Source organism: Shinella sp. JR1-6, from assembly GCF_004284735.1.
Taxonomy (GTDB): Bacteria; Pseudomonadota; Alphaproteobacteria; order Rhizobiales; family Rhizobiaceae; genus Shinella.
This window is the reverse complement of record NZ_SHMI01000017.1, coordinates 55,585-74,060: the sequence shown is the minus strand read 5'-3', so window position 1 is coordinate 74,060 and position 18,476 is coordinate 55,585. Positions and strand designations below refer to the sequence as shown.

17 protein-coding genes and 2 pseudogenes are annotated in these 18,476 nt (G+C 63.6%); 3 read left to right on the top strand and 16 right to left on the bottom strand.

Annotated elements, in window-relative coordinates; genetic code table 11:
* Positions 1 to 9 precede the first annotated feature (9 nt).
* Genes EXZ48_RS24200 through EXZ48_RS24190 form a run of 3 tightly spaced genes read right to left on the bottom strand, consistent with a single transcriptional unit; the run spans position 10 to position 2,954 of the window.
* Positions 10 to 762 (bottom strand): ABC transporter ATP-binding protein, encoded by a 753-nt coding sequence (locus EXZ48_RS24200; RefSeq protein WP_130518875.1) that lies wholly within the window; start codon positions 760 to 762, stop codon positions 10 to 12.
* Positions 756 to 1,820 (bottom strand): iron ABC transporter permease, encoded by a 1,065-nt coding sequence (locus EXZ48_RS24195; protein ID WP_130518873.1) that lies wholly within the window; start codon positions 1,818 to 1,820, stop codon positions 756 to 758. The genes EXZ48_RS24200 and EXZ48_RS24195 overlap by 7 nt, the downstream gene beginning before the upstream one ends.
* A 3-nt stretch (positions 1,821 to 1,823) precedes the next feature.
* Positions 1,824 to 2,954 carry an ABC transporter substrate-binding protein gene (locus EXZ48_RS24190; protein ID WP_130518871.1) on the bottom strand — a complete coding sequence of 377 codons (1,131 nt, stop codon included), beginning with the start codon at positions 2,952 to 2,954 and terminating at the stop codon, positions 1,824 to 1,826.
* 105 nt (positions 2,955 to 3,059) lie between these two features.
* Between EXZ48_RS24190 and EXZ48_RS24185 the strand changes: the two genes are divergently transcribed.
* Positions 3,060 to 3,857: a class I SAM-dependent methyltransferase gene (locus EXZ48_RS24185; protein ID WP_023512943.1), complete on the top strand. Its 798-nt coding sequence runs from the start codon at positions 3,060 to 3,062 to the stop codon at positions 3,855 to 3,857.
* A 90-nt stretch (positions 3,858 to 3,947) separates the two neighbouring features.
* Here the strand turns inward: EXZ48_RS24185 and EXZ48_RS24180 are convergent.
* Positions 3,948 to 4,496 (bottom strand): annotated as a pseudogene (locus tag EXZ48_RS24180) (carbohydrate kinase family protein); the annotation flags it as partial.
* 74 nt (positions 4,497 to 4,570) lie between these two features.
* Between EXZ48_RS24180 and EXZ48_RS24175 the strand changes: the two are divergent.
* A pseudogene (locus EXZ48_RS24175) lies at positions 4,571 to 4,839 on the top strand (DAK2 domain-containing protein); the annotation flags it as partial.
* A gap of 54 nt (positions 4,840 to 4,893) precedes the next feature.
* On the opposite strand, the gene EXZ48_RS24170 reads toward EXZ48_RS24175, so the two are convergent.
* The 12 genes from EXZ48_RS24170 to EXZ48_RS24115 form a co-directional block, all read right to left on the bottom strand.
* Complete coding sequence (locus tag EXZ48_RS24170) at positions 4,894 to 6,255, bottom strand: amidase (RefSeq protein ID WP_130518869.1); 1,362 nt, start codon at positions 6,253 to 6,255, stop codon at positions 4,894 to 4,896.
* 2 nt (positions 6,256 to 6,257) lie between these two features.
* Positions 6,258 to 7,490 (bottom strand): PotD/PotF family extracellular solute-binding protein, encoded by a 1,233-nt coding sequence (locus EXZ48_RS24165; protein ID WP_050745179.1) that lies wholly within the window; start codon positions 7,488 to 7,490, stop codon positions 6,258 to 6,260.
* Positions 7,490 to 8,566, bottom strand: coding sequence for a GTP-binding protein (locus EXZ48_RS24160; protein WP_130518867.1), 1,077 nt, complete (start codon positions 8,564 to 8,566; stop codon positions 7,490 to 7,492). The genes EXZ48_RS24165 and EXZ48_RS24160 overlap by 1 nt, the downstream gene beginning before the upstream one ends.
* Positions 8,559 to 8,888, bottom strand: a complete 330-nt coding sequence (locus tag EXZ48_RS24155; protein WP_130518865.1) for a hypothetical protein — start codon at positions 8,886 to 8,888, stop codon at positions 8,559 to 8,561. The genes EXZ48_RS24160 and EXZ48_RS24155 overlap by 8 nt, the downstream gene beginning before the upstream one ends.
* Before the next feature lie 195 nt (positions 8,889 to 9,083).
* Positions 9,084 to 9,965, bottom strand: coding sequence for a polysaccharide deacetylase (locus EXZ48_RS24150; protein WP_023517322.1), 882 nt, complete (start codon positions 9,963 to 9,965; stop codon positions 9,084 to 9,086).
* Positions 9,966 to 9,995: 30 nt separating this feature from the next.
* Entirely contained in the window at positions 9,996 to 11,090 is a 1,095-nt protein-coding gene (locus EXZ48_RS24145) for an ABC transporter ATP-binding protein (protein WP_130518863.1), read from the bottom strand.
* 57 nt (positions 11,091 to 11,147) lie between these two features.
* Positions 11,148 to 12,380: a PotD/PotF family extracellular solute-binding protein gene (locus EXZ48_RS24140; RefSeq protein ID WP_023516196.1), complete on the bottom strand. Its 1,233-nt coding sequence runs from the start codon at positions 12,378 to 12,380 to the stop codon at positions 11,148 to 11,150.
* 100 nt (positions 12,381 to 12,480) lie between these two features.
* A complete protein-coding gene (locus EXZ48_RS24135) occupies positions 12,481 to 13,248 on the bottom strand; it encodes an SDR family NAD(P)-dependent oxidoreductase (protein ID WP_130518861.1) in 768 nt (255 codons plus the stop codon).
* Between the two features lie 14 nt (positions 13,249 to 13,262).
* Positions 13,263 to 13,997 (bottom strand): SDR family NAD(P)-dependent oxidoreductase, encoded by a 735-nt coding sequence (locus EXZ48_RS24130; protein ID WP_130518859.1) that lies wholly within the window; start codon positions 13,995 to 13,997, stop codon positions 13,263 to 13,265.
* The gene (locus EXZ48_RS24125) at positions 13,997 to 14,842 is read right to left on the bottom strand and encodes an ABC transporter permease (RefSeq protein ID WP_130518856.1); all 846 of its coding nucleotides are present in this window, start codon (positions 14,840 to 14,842) and stop codon (positions 13,997 to 13,999) included. Before EXZ48_RS24125 ends, EXZ48_RS24130 begins: the two co-directional genes overlap by 1 nt.
* A 3-nt stretch (positions 14,843 to 14,845) precedes the next feature.
* Positions 14,846 to 15,751 carry an ABC transporter permease gene (locus tag EXZ48_RS24120; protein ID WP_130518854.1) on the bottom strand — a complete coding sequence of 302 codons (906 nt, stop codon included), beginning with the start codon at positions 15,749 to 15,751 and terminating at the stop codon, positions 14,846 to 14,848.
* A 27-nt stretch (positions 15,752 to 15,778) separates the two neighbouring features.
* Positions 15,779 to 16,852 (bottom strand): ABC transporter ATP-binding protein, encoded by a 1,074-nt coding sequence (locus EXZ48_RS24115; RefSeq protein ID WP_130518852.1) that lies wholly within the window; start codon positions 16,850 to 16,852, stop codon positions 15,779 to 15,781.
* 554 nt (positions 16,853 to 17,406) lie between these two features.
* On the opposite strand from EXZ48_RS24115, the gene EXZ48_RS24110 reads away from it, so the two are divergent.
* Positions 17,407 to 18,417, top strand: coding sequence for a GntR family transcriptional regulator (locus EXZ48_RS24110; protein WP_130518850.1), 1,011 nt, complete (start codon positions 17,407 to 17,409; stop codon positions 18,415 to 18,417).
* The last annotated feature ends 59 nt before the right edge of the window (positions 18,418 to 18,476 follow it).

The following is an 18,476-nucleotide window of genomic DNA, read 5'->3' as shown; positions in this document are numbered from 1 at the left end:
GGTCACGGCTCAAAGCGCACCATCGACGATGACCATCGGCCGGCCTCGGGAACAAGCTTCGATGCGGGCATCGACGCGATAGATATCGCGCAACATTGCCGATGTTATCACCTCGGCGGTCGCGCCACTCGAGGCCATTTCACCATTGGCGATGACGATCGTGTTCGTGCAGTAGCGCAGGGCATGATTGAGATCATGCAACGCGATGAGCACGACCATGCCGGTGCGGCGGGCAAGATCGGCGACGAATTCCAAGACATCGATTTGCCGATGGAGATCGAGCGCCGAGGTCGGCTCGTCCATCAGCAGGACCTCGGGTTTGCGCACCAGCGCCTGGCCGAGCGAGACAAGCTGACGCTGGCCGCCGGACAGCGCATCGAGGCCGCGAAACGCAAGCTCTTCAATGCGCAACGCCTTCAAGATCGCATCGATCTCGAACAGCTCGTCGTCCTTCACACGCCAGCCGCCGCCCTGTTTTGCGGCAAGCAGCAACGACTCGTACACCGTCAGCACGGCATTCGAACCGGTATCCTGCGGCATGTAGCAGATCGAGCGGTCCCCGCGGGCCGCATCGGAGAGCTGCACGACACCGGGACCGGAAACAAGGCCTGCGATGCGCTTGAAGAGGGTCGATTTTCCCGCCGCATTCGGGCCGATGACCGCGGTGGTGGTGCCGGATGCCAGCAGTTCGATCGCTACATTGGACAAAACTGTCGTGCGGCCATAGCTGGCGCCAAGGTCCTTCAGCACCAGGCTTACCATGCGCGCCTCCGGTTCGAGAAAATCAGGACGAAGAAGAAGGGAACGCCGACAAGCGCGGTGATGACCCCGATCGGCAGGATGGCACCGGGGATGAGCACCTTGCTGACGACTGACGTCGCCGACAGAAGAAGTGCACCGCAGATCACGGACCCGGGCAGAAAGAACCGCTGATCCTCGCCCACCACCATGCGCGCGATATGCGGGCCGACAAGGCCGACAAAGCCGATCGTGCCGACGAAGGAGACGGGAACGGCGGCGAGCAGACTGACGACGAGCATGGTGTGGAGACGCAGGCGCCGGACATTGACGCCCATGCTGGCCGCCTTGTCGTCGCCGAGCCGCAGCGCCGTCAGTGCCCAGGCATTGCGGATGAAGAGTGGCAGCGTCACGACCAGTATGGCCGCGGTGACGAACACCTTGTCCCAGGTCGCCTTCGTGAGGCTGCCCATGGTCCAGAACACGACGGCCGCGAGCGCCTGTTCGGAGGCAAGGTATTCGAGAAGCGACAGCGCGGCATTGAAGGTGAAGACGAGCGCGATGCCGAGCAGAACGATGGTCTCCACCGTCACGCCCCGCAACGTCGAGGCGAAATGGATGAAGAGCGCGGCCACCATCGCCATGATGAAGGCATTGACCGGCACCATGTATTGGGTCGCCCCCGGAAAGATGGCAACGCCGGCAACAAGCCCCAGCGCCGCACCGAAGCTGGCAGCGGCTGAAATGCCGAGGGTGAAGGGGCTGGCGAGCGGGTTCGACAGGATCGTCTGCATCTGCGCACCCGCAACCGAGAGCGACGCGCCGACCGTCACCGCCATCAACGCGATCGGCATACGGATATCCCAGATGACGACACGCAGCTGGTCACCTACCGTCTCCGGCGAGAAGAGCGCGGAAAGAACCTCGGAAACGCTGTAGTTCGCGGGCCCAAGCGCCATGTCGATGGCAATGCTGGCGGCAAGCGCAAGACCGAGGCCGGCAAGGATGAGGATACGCCGAAAGGCAAGGGCGCGATATTGATCGCGCCCCGTCGCCCTGGCTTCGGTCGCCGTGGCGGCCATCGACTACTCGCCCTTCAGCGAGACGAAGTATCCCGGCTTGTATTCAAGCGGCAGGAAGCGGTCGTGCAGCTCCTTGAAGGTCGCCTCCGGATCCAGGTCCTTGAAGAGATCGGGATGCAGCCACTTGGCGATCTGCTGGATGGCGACGAACTGGTAGGGGTTGTTGTAGAACTGGTGCCAGATGGCGTGCACATTGCCGTCCTTTACCGCCTTGACGCCCGTAAAGGCCGGACGCTTGGTCAGGTTTTCCAGCTTGCGGCGGGCTTCCGCCGTATCGGCGCCATACCCGACGCCGACCCAGTTGCCACCCGGCACATACCCTTCCCACATGCCGCCGGTGATGATCACCTGGTCGGGATTGGAGGCGATGACCTGCTCCGGATTCACCGTGCCGAACGTGCCGGGAATGATCTCCTTGGCCATGTTCGTGCCGCCGGCGAGTTCGACCATCTTGCCGAAGTTCTCGTTGCCGAAGGACATGCAGCAATCGTCGGAGTAGCCCCCTGCCCGCTCGACGAAGACGACTGGCTTTGCCGGACCATTCTTTTCAAGGACGTCCGTGACCTTCCTGATCGCATCGGCCCGGAAGGTGATGAAATCCTCCGCAACCTTCTCCTTGCCCATCAGCGTGCCCATGATGCGCATGCTCGGCTCGGTGTTCTCCATCGGCTTCTCGCGGAAATCGACATAGACGAGCGGGATGCCGACCTTGGCAAGCTTCTCGATGTAGCCGGCTTCTTCCGTCGCGGTCTTGGCATCGACATTCATCAGGATGACGTCCGGCTTCAGGGCCACGGCCTGCTCGATATCGAACGTACCGTCCTTCATGCCGCCGAAGGTCGGCAGCTTGGCGATGTTGGGGTATTTCGCGAGGTAAGCGGCGTAGGATTCCGGATCAGCCTTCGGCAGGTCGTCGCGCCAGCCGACAACGTGCTGGAACGGATTTTCCTTGTCGAGCGCGGCGAGGAAATAGATCTGCCGGCCTTCGCCGAGAATGACATGCTTGACCGGCACATTCACTTCGACGTCTCGCCCGGTAACGTCCTTGAGGACGACGGGATCGGCCATTGCCGGCAGCACGGTGGACACGAGGAGGCCGAGGGCAAACATCGCCGACTTGGCAGAAAAGCGCATGGGATTCATCTCCGGTGGAAACTGCCCGGCACATATTATTTTATGACTTTTATAGTCAAGTATTATCTTTTAGAAGCGTTCGAAGCTGAAATCGGGGAATGAAGCATGCAGAGCAACCGCACGACGGAGGGCACCAATTTCACCTTGCGGGATGAAATCAAGGCCTATTGGTCCGCGCGCGCTGCAACATTCGACCAGTCGCCCGGCCACGAGATCTTCTCCGAGGAGGAACGCGCCGCCTGGCATGCGCTCATCGAACGGCATCTCGGCCGTGGCGATGGCCGCGAGGCTCTCGACCTTGCGAGCGGAACCGGCGTGATCTCCCACCTGATGGATGACCTCGGCTATCGGGTGACCGGCATCGACTGGGCCGAACCCATGCTGGAACGCGCCCGCGCCAAGGCCGCAGCCCGCGGCCGTTCCATCCGTTTTCATCTCGGCGATGCGGAGAACACGCTTGAGGCCGATGACAGCTACGACGTGATCGTCACGCGCCATCTTGTCTGGACCCTTGTCGATCCGGCCGCTTGTTTTGCAGAGTGGCTGCGTGTCCTCAAACCGGGCGGCAAGCTGCTGGTCATCGACGGTGATTTCGTCAATACGGGCCTCGCCGAGCGGCTCGTAAAACGGCTCGCCGCCTTTCTGGAGCGAGCAGGCACGACAGGAGTGCAGGCGCCCGCGGCCATGACCGGCACGCATGCAGACATCCTCTCCCGCGTCCATTTTTCCGGCGGTGCGCGGGTCGACGTCGTTTCACGCCTGCTTGCGGAAGCGGGTTTTTCAAGCGTGACGGCGGACAGGGATCTGCGGCAAATCCACAAGACGCAGGCAGCGCATTTCGGTTTCTTCAAGGCCATCGCGCGGGGCCTTCAACACCGTTATGCGATCGTAGCGCAAAAATGACATACCGAAACCAAACGCGGTTTCTTCGGCAACCCCGTCGTCGGATGCGAATTTTGCCAAGGGCCTTGGGGCGGCCCCTAATAGATCGCCTCAAGCCGCCTTGCGCGGCGCGCTGTTCATGAAGGCAAGTGCTTCATCGAAAGAGCGGATACCGGCATCCGAACCGAGACCGGTCGCCACGAGCGCGGCGCTTGCCTGCGCGAGGTTAGCGCGGTGACCAGGTCCATCTTGTGATGCAGGGCCGTGATGTAACCGGCATCGAAGGCGTCGCCGCAACCCATCGTATTCGACCACCTCGATTTCGAACGCCCGCTCCCGGACGAGAGTACTTGCGGCATCCATGAAGCAGACATCGTCGCCGCCGAGGGTAAAAAAACAATGTTTTACGCCACGCTCCAGGAAGAACCGCCCTGCGCCCTCGACATCGGGCGCGGCCGAGATCTGTCTGGCCTCTTCGATCCAGGGCGTGAAGTAATCGATATACGGGAACAGCGGCTCGATGAGACCGAGCGTCCCGTCATTCGCGCCGAGAAGATCGAAAATGGTGTGCGTACCAATCGTGACGATGAGCGAAGGCGCGCTAAGCTTGTGGACCAGAAGGCCGTTCAACGCACCGAGCCTGGCACCGCCGGCCGCGGCGGGAACTTCAAGGCGGTGAACACTGCTCTCTCAAGGTCCGATCTTGACGCTGCGAGCCCGTCCGACGTCCTGTCGACCGCGGCAAGGCGCAGCGTGGCGACAAGACCATACTCGATGTCTGGCTCCCTGCCGCCGAGGCGGCATCCTCGCCGTTGCCGGCAACCGCTCGAAACCGGACTTATGGAACGCCGTCGAGACCGCTGCCGAAACCGGCGCCACGGCCGCCATGGTCGCAACAAAGGGCTGCGCAGCGCGCCTTCGGGAGCGTTCCCTCGGCCATTCCGATCCCGGCGCGGTGTCCGCGGTCCCACTCGTCAAGGCTATGGCCCGCCTGCAGTCCTGACGCGAACCTGCGCGCCAGGATCCGCGGAAAGTCGCAGAGAAGCGGCCAGGAACCTCAGCCGAGCACGCCTTCCACCGCCATAGCGGCGGCCAGCAACCGGTCGTCACCACACCGCGGAGCCGAAACCAAGAGCCCGGCGGGCATGCCCCCGGCACCCGTGCCACACGGCAGCGACACCCCGCACCAATCGAGAAAATTGCCGACCAGCGTATTGCGCAGCGTCTTGCCGTTGGTCTGGAAGAACAGATCCTCATCATCGAGCAACGGCTGGATTTCCGGGGCGACATGAGGAAGCGTCGGGCTGAGCAACAGGTCCTGCGGACCGAGCCTGGCTTCGAAGGCCGCTGTCAGTTTTTCTCGGGCCTCCAGCGTCTCGAGATAATCGGCGATGGTGATCTTCTCACCGAGCAGCGTGCGCTTGACGACACGGGGATCCATCTCCGCCGCCGCCGCACCCTTGATGCGCGCACGATGAAGGACGAAAGCTTCCGCCGTCACCAGCGCGCCGTGTTTCGCCATCAGTTCGAAAATTGCGGAAAACTCCGGGAAGGCCTCGCGCCGGATGCGCGCGCCGGCGCGCGAAAGCTGCGTGACGCCCGCCTCGAAAGCCGCGACGACCTCCGGTTCCGCACCGTCGAAGAACACGGTCTCGGGAATGACGAAGGAGAGGTCGGCAACATTCTGGTGCGGGACGGGGCCGGCAGCGGGCAGGCCCCGCATGGCAGCATCGATGAGGATCGCGTCCTGCACGGTGCGGCAGAGCGGACCAAGGGAATCGAGGCTTTTGGCCAGGGGGAACACACCCTCCATGGCGTAGCGCCCGCGGGTCGCCTTGTAGCCGACGATACCATTGAAGGCGGCGGGGATGCGCACCGAGCCGCCGGTATCCGTGCCGATGGAGACGGGCACGAGCCCGGCCGCGACCGCGACCCCGGAACCGGACGAGGAGCCGCCGGGAATGCGGTGCTCGCCAGCGGGCGAGGCCGGGTTGCGCGGCGTGCCGTAATGCGGATTGATACCGAGGCCGGAAAAGGCGAACTCACTCATGTTCACCCGCCCGACGCTGACCATGCCGGCGCCCGCAAGAGCCTGCACCACGGCCGCATCGCGGCTTGCGGGCTCCGCGTCCCTCAGCACGCGGGAACCGGCGGTGGTCGGCAGGCCCGCGATATCGAAGAGGTCCTTCCAGGCGATCGGTACACCGTCGAGGACGCCGCGCGAGCGCCCTTCCCGCAGGCGCTGCCGTGCGGCCTCAGCTTCCGCTCTCGCCCGCTCCTCCAGGAGAAAGGTGAAGACCGCGGCATCCGGATGCGACCGGATGGCTGCAAGCGTCTCTTCCACAAGCGCAACGGGATCAAGCGCGCCCGATTGCAGAAGCACGGAAAGCTGGGCGATCGAGCGCGGCTCTGTCGTCATCGTCAAATGTCCTTCTCTGCACGCCCGACGAGCTGCATCCAGCGGCGGACGAGATAGTTGTGTTCATCCATGGTCGTGTTCCAGACGGCGATACCGTTGGCACGCTGCCAGTAGGAACCACCGCTGCGCACCGAGCCGCGTTTTACGCGGATCGTACCATCCGGACCAGGTAGGTCTTCCCGCGCGGCTAGCCCCTCATACCAGTAATCCCACTCGGCGGCGCTCATGTAGCGGCGCGAGCGCTCCGGGGTGGAGATGTAATAGCCCTGCCGGGCGACGACGGCGCCCGGCCAGCCGGAAATCCACCAGTTGAGATAGTCGTAGGCGACATCCAGCATGCGGCCGGAAAGGTGCCTCGACAGGCAGAGACCCCCATGCCAGGCACGGTAGCCTTCCGCAGGCGCCGCTTGTTCGACGGGAAAACCGCGGCCGTTCAGGATGCCGATGCCCGTCGACCACATGCTCTGAATATCGGTTTCATCCGCCACCATCAATCCCGCAGCGTCTTCCGCCGTGCGCCAGAAGCTGCGGAAGAAGCCCGCCTTGCGCCTTGTCTCCAGAATATCCATCAACGCGTCGATCTCTGCGACGGTCATGTTGCCGATATTGCCGAAGGTCATGAGGCCGGCGGCCTGCGCAGCAAGCGCGGCATCGAAAATACCGATCGCCGGTTCATCCACGAGGGCGGCACGGCCGCTCCAGCGTTCGTCGAGCAGCGCGGCCCAGCTGTTCATCGGCTGAAGGGGATCGAGGATGTCACTGCGATAGGCGAAGCTGTCGAAATTATGTGTCGTCGGCAGCATGGAGATGCGGCCGGTCGGCGTGTCGCCGAGGGCAAGGCTCGGCTGGACATAGAGTTTGCGCGCCGGCACGTCGCCCTGGCCGAGACGGGCGCTCGGACCGATCTGGCCGGTTTTCGTGAGGTCGTTGATCTCGCCCCAGAGCGGAACGCGGGCAATCTCGATCGGCTGGATGGCACGCCAGTACCAGACGATATCGAGATTGTGGAAGCACTGGTCGTAGATGTCGTAGCTGTCAGGCTCCTGCGCGGCCTTGTGCTGGGTGACGATGAAATCGTTGTTGTCGAAACTGACCTCGATGCCGAGATCCGCTTCGGCCTTCACCCGCAGCTCCTCCAGAAGCGAGATGGCGGTGCCGAGCACACGCAGCTTCGGCTTGCCGGCCAGGTGGAGTGCCGGCGCTGCGGGTTCCGGTTTCGGGGAATGCTTGTTCATCAAGGGCTCTGGGCGTTGCGAACCGGTGCGGCTGCCTCTGGCTGCGGACTGTCTGCGGCCCTCCCGGCAAGCGCGAAGGCATTGAAGGACCGTTTCAACAGGTTCGGATCGAGACCGTCAACAATAAAGACGATGCGCGAGGAGCGCTCCCCCACCGGCCATGTTTCCATATGCACGGGCGGATGGACGAGATGCTGCACGCCATGCACCGCCACCGGGCGATCCTCGCCCTGAATATCGAGCATGCCCTTCACCCTCAGTACACGTTCTCCATGGCGGTTGAGCAGCATGGTGAGCCAGACACCGAAGCCCGTCCAGTCGATCGGAGTATCGACGGTGATCACGAAGGAGGAAATAGCCGCCTGGTGTACTGTGCCGTCCGCCGCCACCAGCCCGGTTGGGGTATCGCAGTAGAAGCCGCTCGCCGATTGCAGCTTTGCCGCACGATGCGCCGTGTCGTCTCCGAAGAGCGCATCGGCATCCGGTCCATCGACCGTTGCACTGTGGCGGACCGCATCCGGGTTGAGCTCGGCAAGGCGTGAAAGCAGACGCGCCAGACCACCATTACCATCGCAAAGATCCGCCTTGGTGACGACGATGTGGTCTGCGATGGCCGCCTGCCGGTTCGATTCGACATAGGTCTCCAGCTGGGCAGGGCCATTGACGGCATCGACCGTCGTCACAACGCTGCCAGCGCGAAAATGGTGGCGCAGAACAGGGTCGGATTTCAGCGTCGAAAGCACCGGGAAGGGGTCGGCAAGGCCGGTGCTCTCGATGACAACGCGGGTGAAGGGTGGCGCAAGGCCGCGTTCGCGCTTCGAATGGAGGTCACGCAACGCCTCGGCAAGCTCGCCGCGCACGGTACAGCACACGCAGCCCGATTGCAGCAGCACCATCGTTTCATCGATGCGCTCGACGAGGTAGTGGTCGAGGCCGACTTCACCGAATTCGTTGATCAGCACCGCGGTATCGGCGAGCGCGGGATCGGTGAGCAGGCGCTTCAGCAGCGTCGTCTTGCCCGAGCCGAGGAAGCCGGTGAGGAGATGGACGGGGGTGAAGGCAGGAATGTCAGCCATCGCTCCGCTCCATGTGGGTGATCAGCGAAGGATCGAGCGGATCGCAGGGACGACCGGCAAGGCGCTCGGCGGCCGGCCAGAGATGGCCGAGGTCGTCGATCATCTCGCTCTTGCCGGTGCGGGTGGCGAGGATAAAGGACGCACCCTGCCAGTCGGAAAGGCTCATCCCGAAGGCGGCGAGCACGCGATTGGCAGCCGTCACCCGCCGGGCGCGCTCGCGACGCCGATCGAGGCGCTCAAGATTGCGGGTAAAGACGCCGGGGCGCGCCGCGGCATCCGTCCAATGCTGGTCTCCGCCGATGATGCCGCATAGGGAGCACATGGGGTTTCGTCCTTTCTATCGCCGAGACGCACGGCCCCTCATCCGACCTGCCAACCTCCTTCTCCCCACAAGCGGCGAGAAGGAGGTAGGATACGCCGGTTGCCTCAGGCATCACCGTTCCGTTGGGCACCTCCCCTCCCCGCCTGCGGGGAGAGGGTTAGGGTGAGGGGCAAACGCTCCGCGCGATCCCCGCAGTCATTTCTTGCGTGGAAACCGCTTGGCGAAATCGTCCGCGATCTCGTCCATCGTCACGAACTTCACACCCGGATGCTTGATCATGTGGGCATAGAGCCGCTCCAGCATCATCAGCACCTGTGGCCGGCCGGCGACGTCCGGATGGATGGTCAGCGGGAACACCGCATAATCCATCTCGCGATAGACCCAGTCGAACTGGTCGCGCCACATCTCCTCGATCTGCCGCGGATTGACGAAGCCGTGGCTGTTCGGGGATTTCTTGATGAACATCATCGGCGGCAGGTCGTCGAGATACCAGGAGGCCGGGATTTCGATGAGGTCGGTCTCATGGCCGCGCTTCAGCGGCACCATCCAGTCCGACGGCTTCCTGGAATAGTCGATCTTCGTCCAGCTGTCGCCGACACGCACGTAGTAGGGCGTGAAGTCATTGTGCATCAACGAGTGGTCGTACTTGATGCCGCGCTCCAGCAGCAACTCGTTGGTGACATTGGAGAACTCCCACCACGGTGCGACATAGCCGGTCGGCCGCTTGCCCGAAAGTTTGGTGACCAGCTCGATGCTCTTGTCGAGCACCTCCGTCTCCTGCTCCCGCGTCATGGCGATGGGGTTTTCATGGGTATAGCCGTGAATGCCGATCTCGTGGCCGGCCTCGGCAACGGCCTGCATCTGCTCCGGGAACGTCTCAATCGAATGGCCGGGGATGAACCAGGTCGTCCTGATACCGAACCGCTCGAAGAGTTTCAGGAGCCGCAAGCTGCCCACCTCGCCGGCAAAGATGCCGCGCGAGATGTCGTCGGGCGAATCCTCACCGCCATAGGAGCCGATCCAGCCGGCCACCGCATCGACGTCTACGCCGAAACTGCACAAAATCTCTTTTGCCATTTTTATCTCCTTGGTTCCCTGAAAGAAGGATCACTGGGCCGGGATGACCGTCGCCTCGGCGGGGTTCCAGCTCAAAAGAACGGGGGTTCCGGCCGGGAACGCGCCCGGGCGGTACTTGTCGACATGGGCTTCCAGCGCGATAGCCCGGCCGTCCTGAAGCCGCGCCGTCAGGTGGGCGATATGACCGACGACCTCGGAGCGCTCGATGCGGGCATCGACGCGGTTCTTCGCGCCGGAAAGCGCGGCCTCGCCCGTCGTATGCAGCTCGATCGCCTCGGCCGGCACGACGAGATTGACGCGGCCCTTCTCGGCGAGCGCCCCGTTGGCACGGCCGCAAAGCGTGCCGATGCCCGTCGTCACCACCACGTCCTCACCCTCGCTGCCTGCAACCTCGCCCGAAAGCACGGTGTTGCGGCCGATGAACTGCGCGACGAAGGGCGTGTTCGGCCGGGTATAGAGCTGGTGCGGCGGGCTCACCTGCTCGACGCGGCCCTGGTTCATCACAACGATGCGGTCGGAGAGCGCCAAAGCCTCGGACTGGGCATGCGTGACGAAGATGAAGGTGACGCCGAGGCTCTTTTGCAGGAGCTTCAGCTCGTTCTGGATGGCCTTGCGGAGGTTCGCATCGAGCGCACCGAGCGGCTCGTCGAGCAGCAGGATGTCCGGCTCGACGACGAGGCCGCGGGCGAGCGCGATGCGCTGGCGCTGGCCGCCCGAGAGTTTTTCCGGCTTGCGCTCGGCGATGTCCTCGAGGCCGAGCGTTGCGAGGATGCGGTCAACCTTGGCCTCGCGTTCGCTCTTGGCGATACCCTTCACCTCCAGCCCGTAACCGACATTGCGGCGCACACTCATATGCGGAAAGAGCGCGTAGTTCTGAAAAATCATCGAGGTCGGGCGGCGCTGCGGCGGCACCTCGTTCATGCGCTCGCCGCGGATGCGCATCTCGCCGGAGGAAATGCCCTCGAAACCGGCGATCATGCGCAGCGTCGTCGTCTTGCCGCAGCCCGAGGGGCCGAGGAAGGCAATGAACTCGCCCTTCTGGACGGAAAGATTGAAGTCGATGACGGCGGGCGTTCCGTTGTCATAGACCTTGCCGACAGTGTTGAGTTCGAGGTCGAATAGCATCAGAAAATCTCCGGTCGTGGACCGGGGCCACGCGCGCCCCGGTCCTTCGTCTTGGGATCAGGCGTTGAGGAATTCGTCCCACTTCTGGATGAGGTGATCGTATTCTTCTGGCCACTGGTGCCAGTAGGCGACGTTCTTGGCGCGCTCTTCCAGCGAACCGCCGTCGCGCAGGTCTCCCTCCTTGATGCCGCGCTCTTCCGCACCGACCCAGGGCTTGCCCTCGTACCAGAAGGCGTATTTTTCCGGGGCCATGACGTCCTTGATGTTGGTCGAGGGCGAATAGTAGCCCTGTTCGGAGACGGTGATGCCGGGTTCACCCGAGAGCCAGTAATCGGCATAGGCGATGACCGCCTCCCGGTTGGTGGTGCCCGCGATCATCGACGGGCCGATCGCCCAGCCGCGATAGCCTTCCTTCGGCACGGCGTATTTGCAGGCCTTGCCCTGCGCCTTGACAGCCATGACAGCGGGTTGCCAGGCGTCGCAGACGACCATCTCGCCCGAGGCCATCAGGTTGACCAGCTCGCCGAAATCGCCCCAGAGCGCACGGAACTGGCCTTCCTTCTTCTTGGAGACGAGGAAGGCGGCGGCCTCGTCGATCTCGGCGGCGGTCGGGTTGCCGGGGTTCTTCACATCCGAAAGGCCGAGCGTGTTCATCGCCATGATGGCCTGGCCGAAGGCGATGAGCGGGTCGGTGTTGAGGCCCGACTTGCCCTTCCACTTCGCATCGAAGATCGCCGTCCAGGTATTGGCCTCCTCATCGGAAAGCACATCCGGGTTGTAGCCGATGGAATCGTAGTTGTAGACGGCGGGCACCATGTTGAGCACGGTCTGACCCTCGTCCGCCCAGATCTGGCCGACGATCTGCGCGGCGCGGTCCCACTTGTCGCTCGCCGTGGTGAAGGTATCGCGGATGTTTGCCCAGTTCTTCAGCGAAGCCGCCGGGATCGTCTCCACATTGTCGGTCATGACGATGGAGGGCAGTCGCTCGGCGATGATCTCCCAGCAATCGTAGTCCTTCGAGCCCGAGAGGATCTTCGTCTGCGCATCCGGGAAGGTGGCGGCGGTACCGGACGTACCGCCGACACCCGACGCCTTCTTGAACTCTTCGAGGATGCGTTCCTGCACCGTTACGGAAAGGCCGATGGTGCGGAGCTGCTGGCCGGCGAGGTCAGCGGCCTGCGCGAAGGCCATGCGGGAGGACAGGAACGGCGTGCCGCCACCCATCGCCAGCGCCATCACGCCTGCCGAGCGCTTGAGAAGCGAGCGGCGATTGATTTCCGACTTGAACATGTCTCTTCTCCAGTTGTTATCGTTCCCCGAGCCGCCCTGCGGCTCTCTTTTTGTTCGCAATTCCGGACGCAAAACCGCTGCACATGTTTGCTGGAATTGCTCAGTACCGGCCCACCAGAAGGCCGCCATCCACGACCAGCACCTGGCCGGTCATGTATCTCGCGCTGTCGGAGGCAAGGAACGCGGCGACATCTGCGATGTCCTCCCCGGTTCCAAGCCGCCCCATCGGAATGAACTCCGCCGCCTTTTCCGCTGCCGCCGGCCCGAGCGAATTTTCCTCGGACAGAAGCTGGGCGGTGCGGATATAGCCGGGCGCAATGCCGTTCACCCGCACACCGTCGCGCGCCATCTCGACCGCGAGCCCCCGCACGAGGCCGACGACGCCGGATTTGGCCGCCGAATAGTGCACATGCTCGTCCCAGCCATAGGCGACACCCATGATGGAGGAGAGCGCGACGACCGCCCCGGATCGACGGGCACGCATTCCGGGCGCGGCGGCGCGCACGAGGCGGAAGATGCCCTTGAGGTCGATGTCGAAGGTGAGGTCCCACTTCTCGTCGGTGAGATCGGCAAGCTTCGTACGGTGCGCGATGCCGGCATTGGCGACAACGACGTCGATCCGCCCGTGCCGCGCCTCGACATCAGCAACGAGCGCATCGGTCGCCGCCGTTGAGCGCACGTCGTAGCAATGGAATTCAGCCGAGCCGCCGGCCGCAGAAATCGCCTCGACGACCGCGCGGCCTTCCGCCTCCAGAATATCGGTGACGACCACATGGTCGCTGAGCGCGCCAAACGCCTTCGCGGTGGCTGCGCCGATGCCGATGCCGGCCCCGGTGATGATGACGATGCGTTTCTTTTGGTTGGACATTGTTGTCTCCGGGTTCACAGCATGACGTCGCCGGAATTCGGCCCGAGCGTCTGCCCGACGAAGAGGCTGGCGGCAGGCGAGGCGAGGAAGGCGACCGTCTCGGCGACCTCCTCCGGCTCGCCGAAGCGACCGAGGGGAAGGCCGGCGCGTTTGGCGGCGCGCCAGTCTTCGGAAAGGCCCATGACCAGCGGCGTGTTGATCGGCCCCGGCGCGACGGCGTTCACCCGCACGCCGCGGGCGGAAATCTCGCGGGCGAGCGCCTTGGTCATGCCGATGATCGCGGCTTTCGCGCCGGAATAGTGCACCAGCTCCACGCCGCCGATCTGGCCGAGCTGCGAGGCGACATTGACGATGACGCCTGTTCCGGCGGCAAGCATTGCCGGCAGCACGGCCTTGGTCATCAGGAAGGTGCCGCGCACATGCACGGCGAACATACGGTCGAAATCGCCGACATCGAGATTTTCGAACAGGGCCTGATGGACGATGCCGGCATTGTTGACGAGCAGCGTGACATCGCCATGCGCCGCAACGGCGGCAAGATGGATGAGCGCGACATCCGCCTCGCCGGAGACGTCGCCCACAACGGCGACGGCCCTGCCGCCCGCCGTGCGGATCTCGCCCACGACAGCCTCGGCACGTTCGAGCGAGAGATCGTTGACGGTGACGGCATACCCATCCGCCGAAAGTTTTATCGCGATGGCGCGGCCGATGCCGGAGCCTGCGCCGGTGACGAGAGCAGCGCCCGCCATCACGCTTCCTCCTGGATCGCCATGCGCTTGGCACGGCGCACAGAAAGGCCCATCAGAACGGCATAGGTGCCGAGCAGCGCGAAGGAGAACAGCGTCGTCAACACGCCGAAGGCGAAGACGTTCGGATGCACTTCCACCGAGAAGGTGCCGTAGATGGCGAGCGGCAGCGTCAGGTCCCGCCCGGAGGCGAAGAGCGTGCGCGAAAATTCGTCATAGGAGAGCGTGAAGGCAAAGAGCATGGCCGAAAGCACGCCGGGGAAGATCAGCGGGAAGGTGATCTTGCGGAAGGTGCGTGCCGGAGTGACCCCGAGCGACCACGCGGCCTCCTCGACGCTCGGATCGAAGCGGTTGAAGATCGCCAGCATGACGAGGAAGGCGAAAGGGAAGGTGTAGACGACATGCAGCACAAAGGCCGTGCCCCACCAGTGGCGGTCAATGCCGAGCGCGTTGGCGACCAGCGCCATGCCGAGGCCGACGAGCACGCCGGGCACCATCATGCCAAGCACGATGAGATAAAAGACGACACCCGAGCCGCGAAACTTCTTGCGGAATGCCTGTGCGGCGGTAACGCCGAGCACGGTGGAGACGATCATCGTCATGACCGCGAGCGCCAGCGAGCGCACCAGCGCCTGGTCTATCGGCAGCGGCGCGATGCGCGACGGCGGCGTAAGGCCGAAGAGGTGCTTGTACCAGTAGGTCGACCATTCGATGATCGGGAACTGCGGCCCGCCCTCCGGCCCGGTCTGGAAGGAAAGGATGGCGAGCACCGCAAGCGGGCCGTAGAGGAAGACGATGAACAACGTCGTATAGAGGCCAAGGCCAAGCTTGATGCCAGCTGCGTTCATGGCTCAGAGCTCCTTCCTGAGATCGACGACCCGAAGCATGGCGGCAACGACCGCTCCCATCAGGATGGTCAGCACCACGCCGGCAACGGCGGCGAAGGCCCATTTCAGCGAGCCGACCTGGGTGACGATGATGTTGCCGAGGAGGTTGACCTTGCGCCCGGAAAGGGCGGCCGACGTCGCGAATTCGCCGAGCACCATGACGGAGACGAAGATCGAGCCTACCACCACGCCCGGCATGGAGAGCGGCAGGATGATGGTTCGAAAAATCCGCCAGAAGCTCGCGCCGAGATCCTGCGCCGCCTCGATGACGGAGGGATCGATGCGACCGAGCATGAAGGCGATAGGCCCAACCATGAAGACGCAATAGATCTGCGTCATGCCGATGATGACCGAAAGTTCGGAGAAGAGCAGCACCTCGATCGGCTGGGTGACGATGCCGAGCTTCATCAGGATCATGTTGATCGCGCCCTCCTTGCCGAGCATCGGCCGCCAGGCGAGCACGCGGATGAGGAAGGAGGTCCAGAACGGAATGACGCAGAGCACCAACAGCGCCGTCGAGAGCGTCTTGTTCTTCACGAACAGTCCGACGAAGAGCGCCGCGGGATATCCGACGAGGAGCGTCGAGACGAGTACGATCAGCCAGATGCGGATCGTCGTCCAGAGCGCGCCGAGATAGGTGTCCGACGAGAAGAAGGTGACCCAGCTTTTCAGGGTCAGCGTCGGCTCGATCTTGAAGGTGGTCTGCGTCCAGAACGAGACGTAGACCATCATCAGGATAGGCGCGACGAGGAAGAGCAGCATCCACAGGACGCCAGGGGCGAGCAGCCAAATGGTGCGGTCCGGCTGCTTGCGGGCGGAGGGTGCCGCCGTCTCGACCGGCGTGTCATGGCTGGTGGCGGCCATCGTCATCTCTCATTCTCCGGGTGGATGGGGGCTTCAAACGAAAACAAGCGCGTCCTCCCGTTTCCAGACGAGGGCGTAGCGAGCCTTTTCCTCGAAAACCTCGGGCGCGGCGTGGCTGAGATGGGTCTCCACCTCGAAGACGCGACCGTCGTCGAGCGTGAAGAAGGAGTTGATCGCCGCACCGGAATACTCGCTGGCGACGAAGCTCGCCTCGATGCGCACCTCGTCGCCAGCGGCCGCCGCATCTCTCGGGCGGATCGCAACCCGGTCGTAACGGATGGCGTAGGCCTGCTTGCCGGATTTCTGCCTGCTGCCGCCAAGTGCCAGGCGGCCGACCGCGCTCTCGAAGACATCCCCCGACACCGCGCCGGGAAAGATGTTGTAGCAGTTGAGGAAACGCGCGACGTCGGCCGAGGCCGGGCGGCTGTAGAGCGTGCCGGCATCGCTCGATTGCGCGATGCGGCCACGATCGAGCACCAGCACGGTGTCGCCCATGGCGAGCGCCTCGGTCTCGGACCCCGTGACGTGCAGGAAGGTCACGCCGCAGCGCTCGCGGATCGTTCGCAGTTCGCTGCGCATGCGTGTGCGTAGATTGGCGTCGAGCGCGCCGAGCGGCTCGTCGAGCAACACCATGCTCGGCTCCGTCACCAGCGTGCGGGCGAGCGCGACACGCTGCTTCTGTCCGCCGGAAATCTGCGTAACGGCACGGTCTTCCAGGCCTGAAAGCCCGACGAGGCCGATCATGTCGCGTACCCGCACGGCAACGACCTTCGCATCCGTCACCGGATCGACTGCACGGTTTTCAAGGCCGAAGGCGATATTTTCGGCAACGCTGAGATGGGGAAAGAGCGCAAAGTTCTGGAAGACGAAGCCGATGCCGCGCTCATGTGGCGGCACACCGTCGATGCGCCGGCCGGCAAAGAGGATTTCACCGCCATCCGGCTGCTCGAAACCGGCGATGACCCGCAGAAGCGTCGTCTTGCCGGAACCCGACGGTCCAAGCAGCGAGACGTAACTATCCTCGGCCAGCATCGCATCGACGCCTGCAAGCGCCGGCACGCCGGCAAACGCCTTGTGTACATTTTTCAGTTGGAGGACGGCTGACAACTCTGTTCCCACCAGTTCCCGCCAGGACCTTCCTGCAGGCAAGGCTCCGCCGTCCACCGGACGGGAAGCCGCGTCCGGAGAAGACAAAGAGCTTGCAGTCCCGCATCGGTCAGATGCGCGGCGCAGCGTCGATCCTGAGCATTTCGTTTTGTTCCACTGTCGACGCCTCTTGCGGACGTCTTGGTATCAAAAGCATGGCATGAATGATTTTTGTATTCAATAGACTTTTTAGAAATTTCTATCGCGCAACCATTTTCGCCTCTAGGCCGCAGAAATCCAGCCACGACGACCTGACTTTCTCGCGCAGCCTCTTTCAACTCTCTGTCGATTTTTCGCGCATTGTGCGCAAAATTCATCGTATTCGCCGATAAAATCGGCGATCACTCCACAAAGACGGCACAGCCATCATGAATGCGCCGCGACTTTCCATCGTCAACGATAAGCGAAAGCTATATTCAATCTTTGTATTCAATAATCATTTATGCTGTCCTTTCCTTGCGCCGGAGAATGCGTCAGAGTGCACCCCTCCACGAGGCCGACGGATACGGGATTCCATGACGGACGAGCAGGCAGCCACCGGCACCCAGCGGCGCTACGCGATCGCCGAGGACGTGCTGCGCAGCAATATCGAAACGGGCACGCTGCCACCCGGCCTGGTGCTCCTGGAAGGCCCGATCGCCGACATCCTGCAAACCTCGCGCGCGCCGGTGCAGCGCGCCTTGCAGACGCTGGAAGCGGAAGGATTGGTGCACCGCTTTTCCGGCCGCGGCTTTCTCGTCGGCCCGCCGGGCGCGGATGTCGAGCCGAACCGCACGGATATCAAGGCCCTCGGCCTCATCGTGCCGCGCCATGCCGACGAAGCCCTGCAAAGCCGCTCCTCCTGGGAGCGCATCTACAACCAGGTGGAAGCGGATGTGGCGGGCTGTGTGGTGTTCGGCCGCTACCGGATCATAGAGATGGAGCTCGCCAACCATTTCAACGTCAGCCGCACCGTGGTGCGCGACGTGCTGACGCGGCTGCGCGAGCGGGGCCTCGTGCGCAAGAACCAGAGCTCGCACTGGATCGCCGGGCCGCTGACCGCCCAGACGGTGAAGGACCATTTCGTGCTGCGCACCATGCTGGAACCGCCGGCGATCCGCCTCGGTGCCCGCGCCGTCAGCCAGGCACGGCTGGAAACCCTTTTGAGGCGCCTGCGCACCGCCGAAGAGGCGAGCACCGCCGGGGCGCTGCGCGAGGTCGAGGCGATCCAGACCGACTTCATCGAATGCTGCGTACTCGCCGCGCCGAACGAGCGGTTGAAGGACCTGGTGCGCAACAATCTCCTGCCCGTCACCGCTACCGACCGCCTGCTGCGCCGTCTTGGCCTGCCCGGCGATCCCGCGATCATAACGGAACTGCGCCTCGTCGCAGAACTTCTGCTGCGCGGGGCGACGGAATCGGCGGTCTCCATGATGGAGACTCACCTGCAGGCTTCGCTGAACCGCACCATCGCCCAGATGAAGATCGTCGCAATCATTCCGGGGCCGGGGGTGACAGCCGCCTATCTGACGCCCGTTCTCGATTGAGCGCTGACGGTATCGTGCATCACTCGCTGGGCTGTGGGGCATATCGCCCCCTGGCCCGT

What these genes read in the sequence shown, in the direction of transcription:
- EXZ48_RS24110 (WP_130518850.1), top strand. Translation starts at nt 17,407, where the DNA reads ATGACGGACGAGCAGGCAGCCACCGGCACCCAGCGGCGCTACGCGATC.
- EXZ48_RS24125 (WP_130518856.1), bottom strand. Translation starts at nt 14,842, where the DNA reads ATGAACGCAGCTGGCATCAAGCTTGGCCTTGGCCTCTATACGACGTTG.
- EXZ48_RS24135 (WP_130518861.1), bottom strand. Translation starts at nt 13,248, where the DNA reads ATGTCCAACCAAAAGAAACGCATCGTCATCATCACCGGGGCCGGCATC.
- EXZ48_RS24195 (WP_130518873.1), bottom strand. Translation starts at nt 1,820, where the DNA reads ATGGCCGCCACGGCGACCGAAGCCAGGGCGACGGGGCGCGATCAATAT.
- EXZ48_RS24160 (WP_130518867.1), bottom strand. Translation starts at nt 8,566, where the DNA reads ATGGCTGACATTCCTGCCTTCACCCCCGTCCATCTCCTCACCGGCTTC.
- EXZ48_RS24165 (WP_050745179.1), bottom strand. Translation starts at nt 7,490, where the DNA reads ATGAACAAGCATTCCCCGAAACCGGAACCCGCAGCGCCGGCACTCCAC.
- EXZ48_RS24140 (WP_023516196.1), bottom strand. Translation starts at nt 12,380, where the DNA reads ATGTTCAAGTCGGAAATCAATCGCCGCTCGCTTCTCAAGCGCTCGGCA.
- EXZ48_RS24120 (WP_130518854.1), bottom strand. Translation starts at nt 15,751, where the DNA reads ATGACGATGGCCGCCACCAGCCATGACACGCCGGTCGAGACGGCGGCA.
- EXZ48_RS24185 (WP_023512943.1), top strand. Translation starts at nt 3,060, where the DNA reads ATGCAGAGCAACCGCACGACGGAGGGCACCAATTTCACCTTGCGGGAT.
- EXZ48_RS24200 (WP_130518875.1), bottom strand. Translation starts at nt 762, where the DNA reads ATGGTAAGCCTGGTGCTGAAGGACCTTGGCGCCAGCTATGGCCGCACG.
- EXZ48_RS24170 (WP_130518869.1), bottom strand. Translation starts at nt 6,255, where the DNA reads ATGACGACAGAGCCGCGCTCGATCGCCCAGCTTTCCGTGCTTCTGCAA.
- EXZ48_RS24155 (WP_130518865.1), bottom strand. Translation starts at nt 8,888, where the DNA reads ATGTGCTCCCTATGCGGCATCATCGGCGGAGACCAGCATTGGACGGAT.
- EXZ48_RS24150 (WP_023517322.1), bottom strand. Translation starts at nt 9,965, where the DNA reads ATGGCAAAAGAGATTTTGTGCAGTTTCGGCGTAGACGTCGATGCGGTG.
- EXZ48_RS24145 (WP_130518863.1), bottom strand. Translation starts at nt 11,090, where the DNA reads ATGCTATTCGACCTCGAACTCAACACTGTCGGCAAGGTCTATGACAAC.
- EXZ48_RS24190 (WP_130518871.1), bottom strand. Translation starts at nt 2,954, where the DNA reads ATGCGCTTTTCTGCCAAGTCGGCGATGTTTGCCCTCGGCCTCCTCGTG.
- EXZ48_RS24130 (WP_130518859.1), bottom strand. Translation starts at nt 13,997, where the DNA reads ATGGCGGGCGCTGCTCTCGTCACCGGCGCAGGCTCCGGCATCGGCCGC.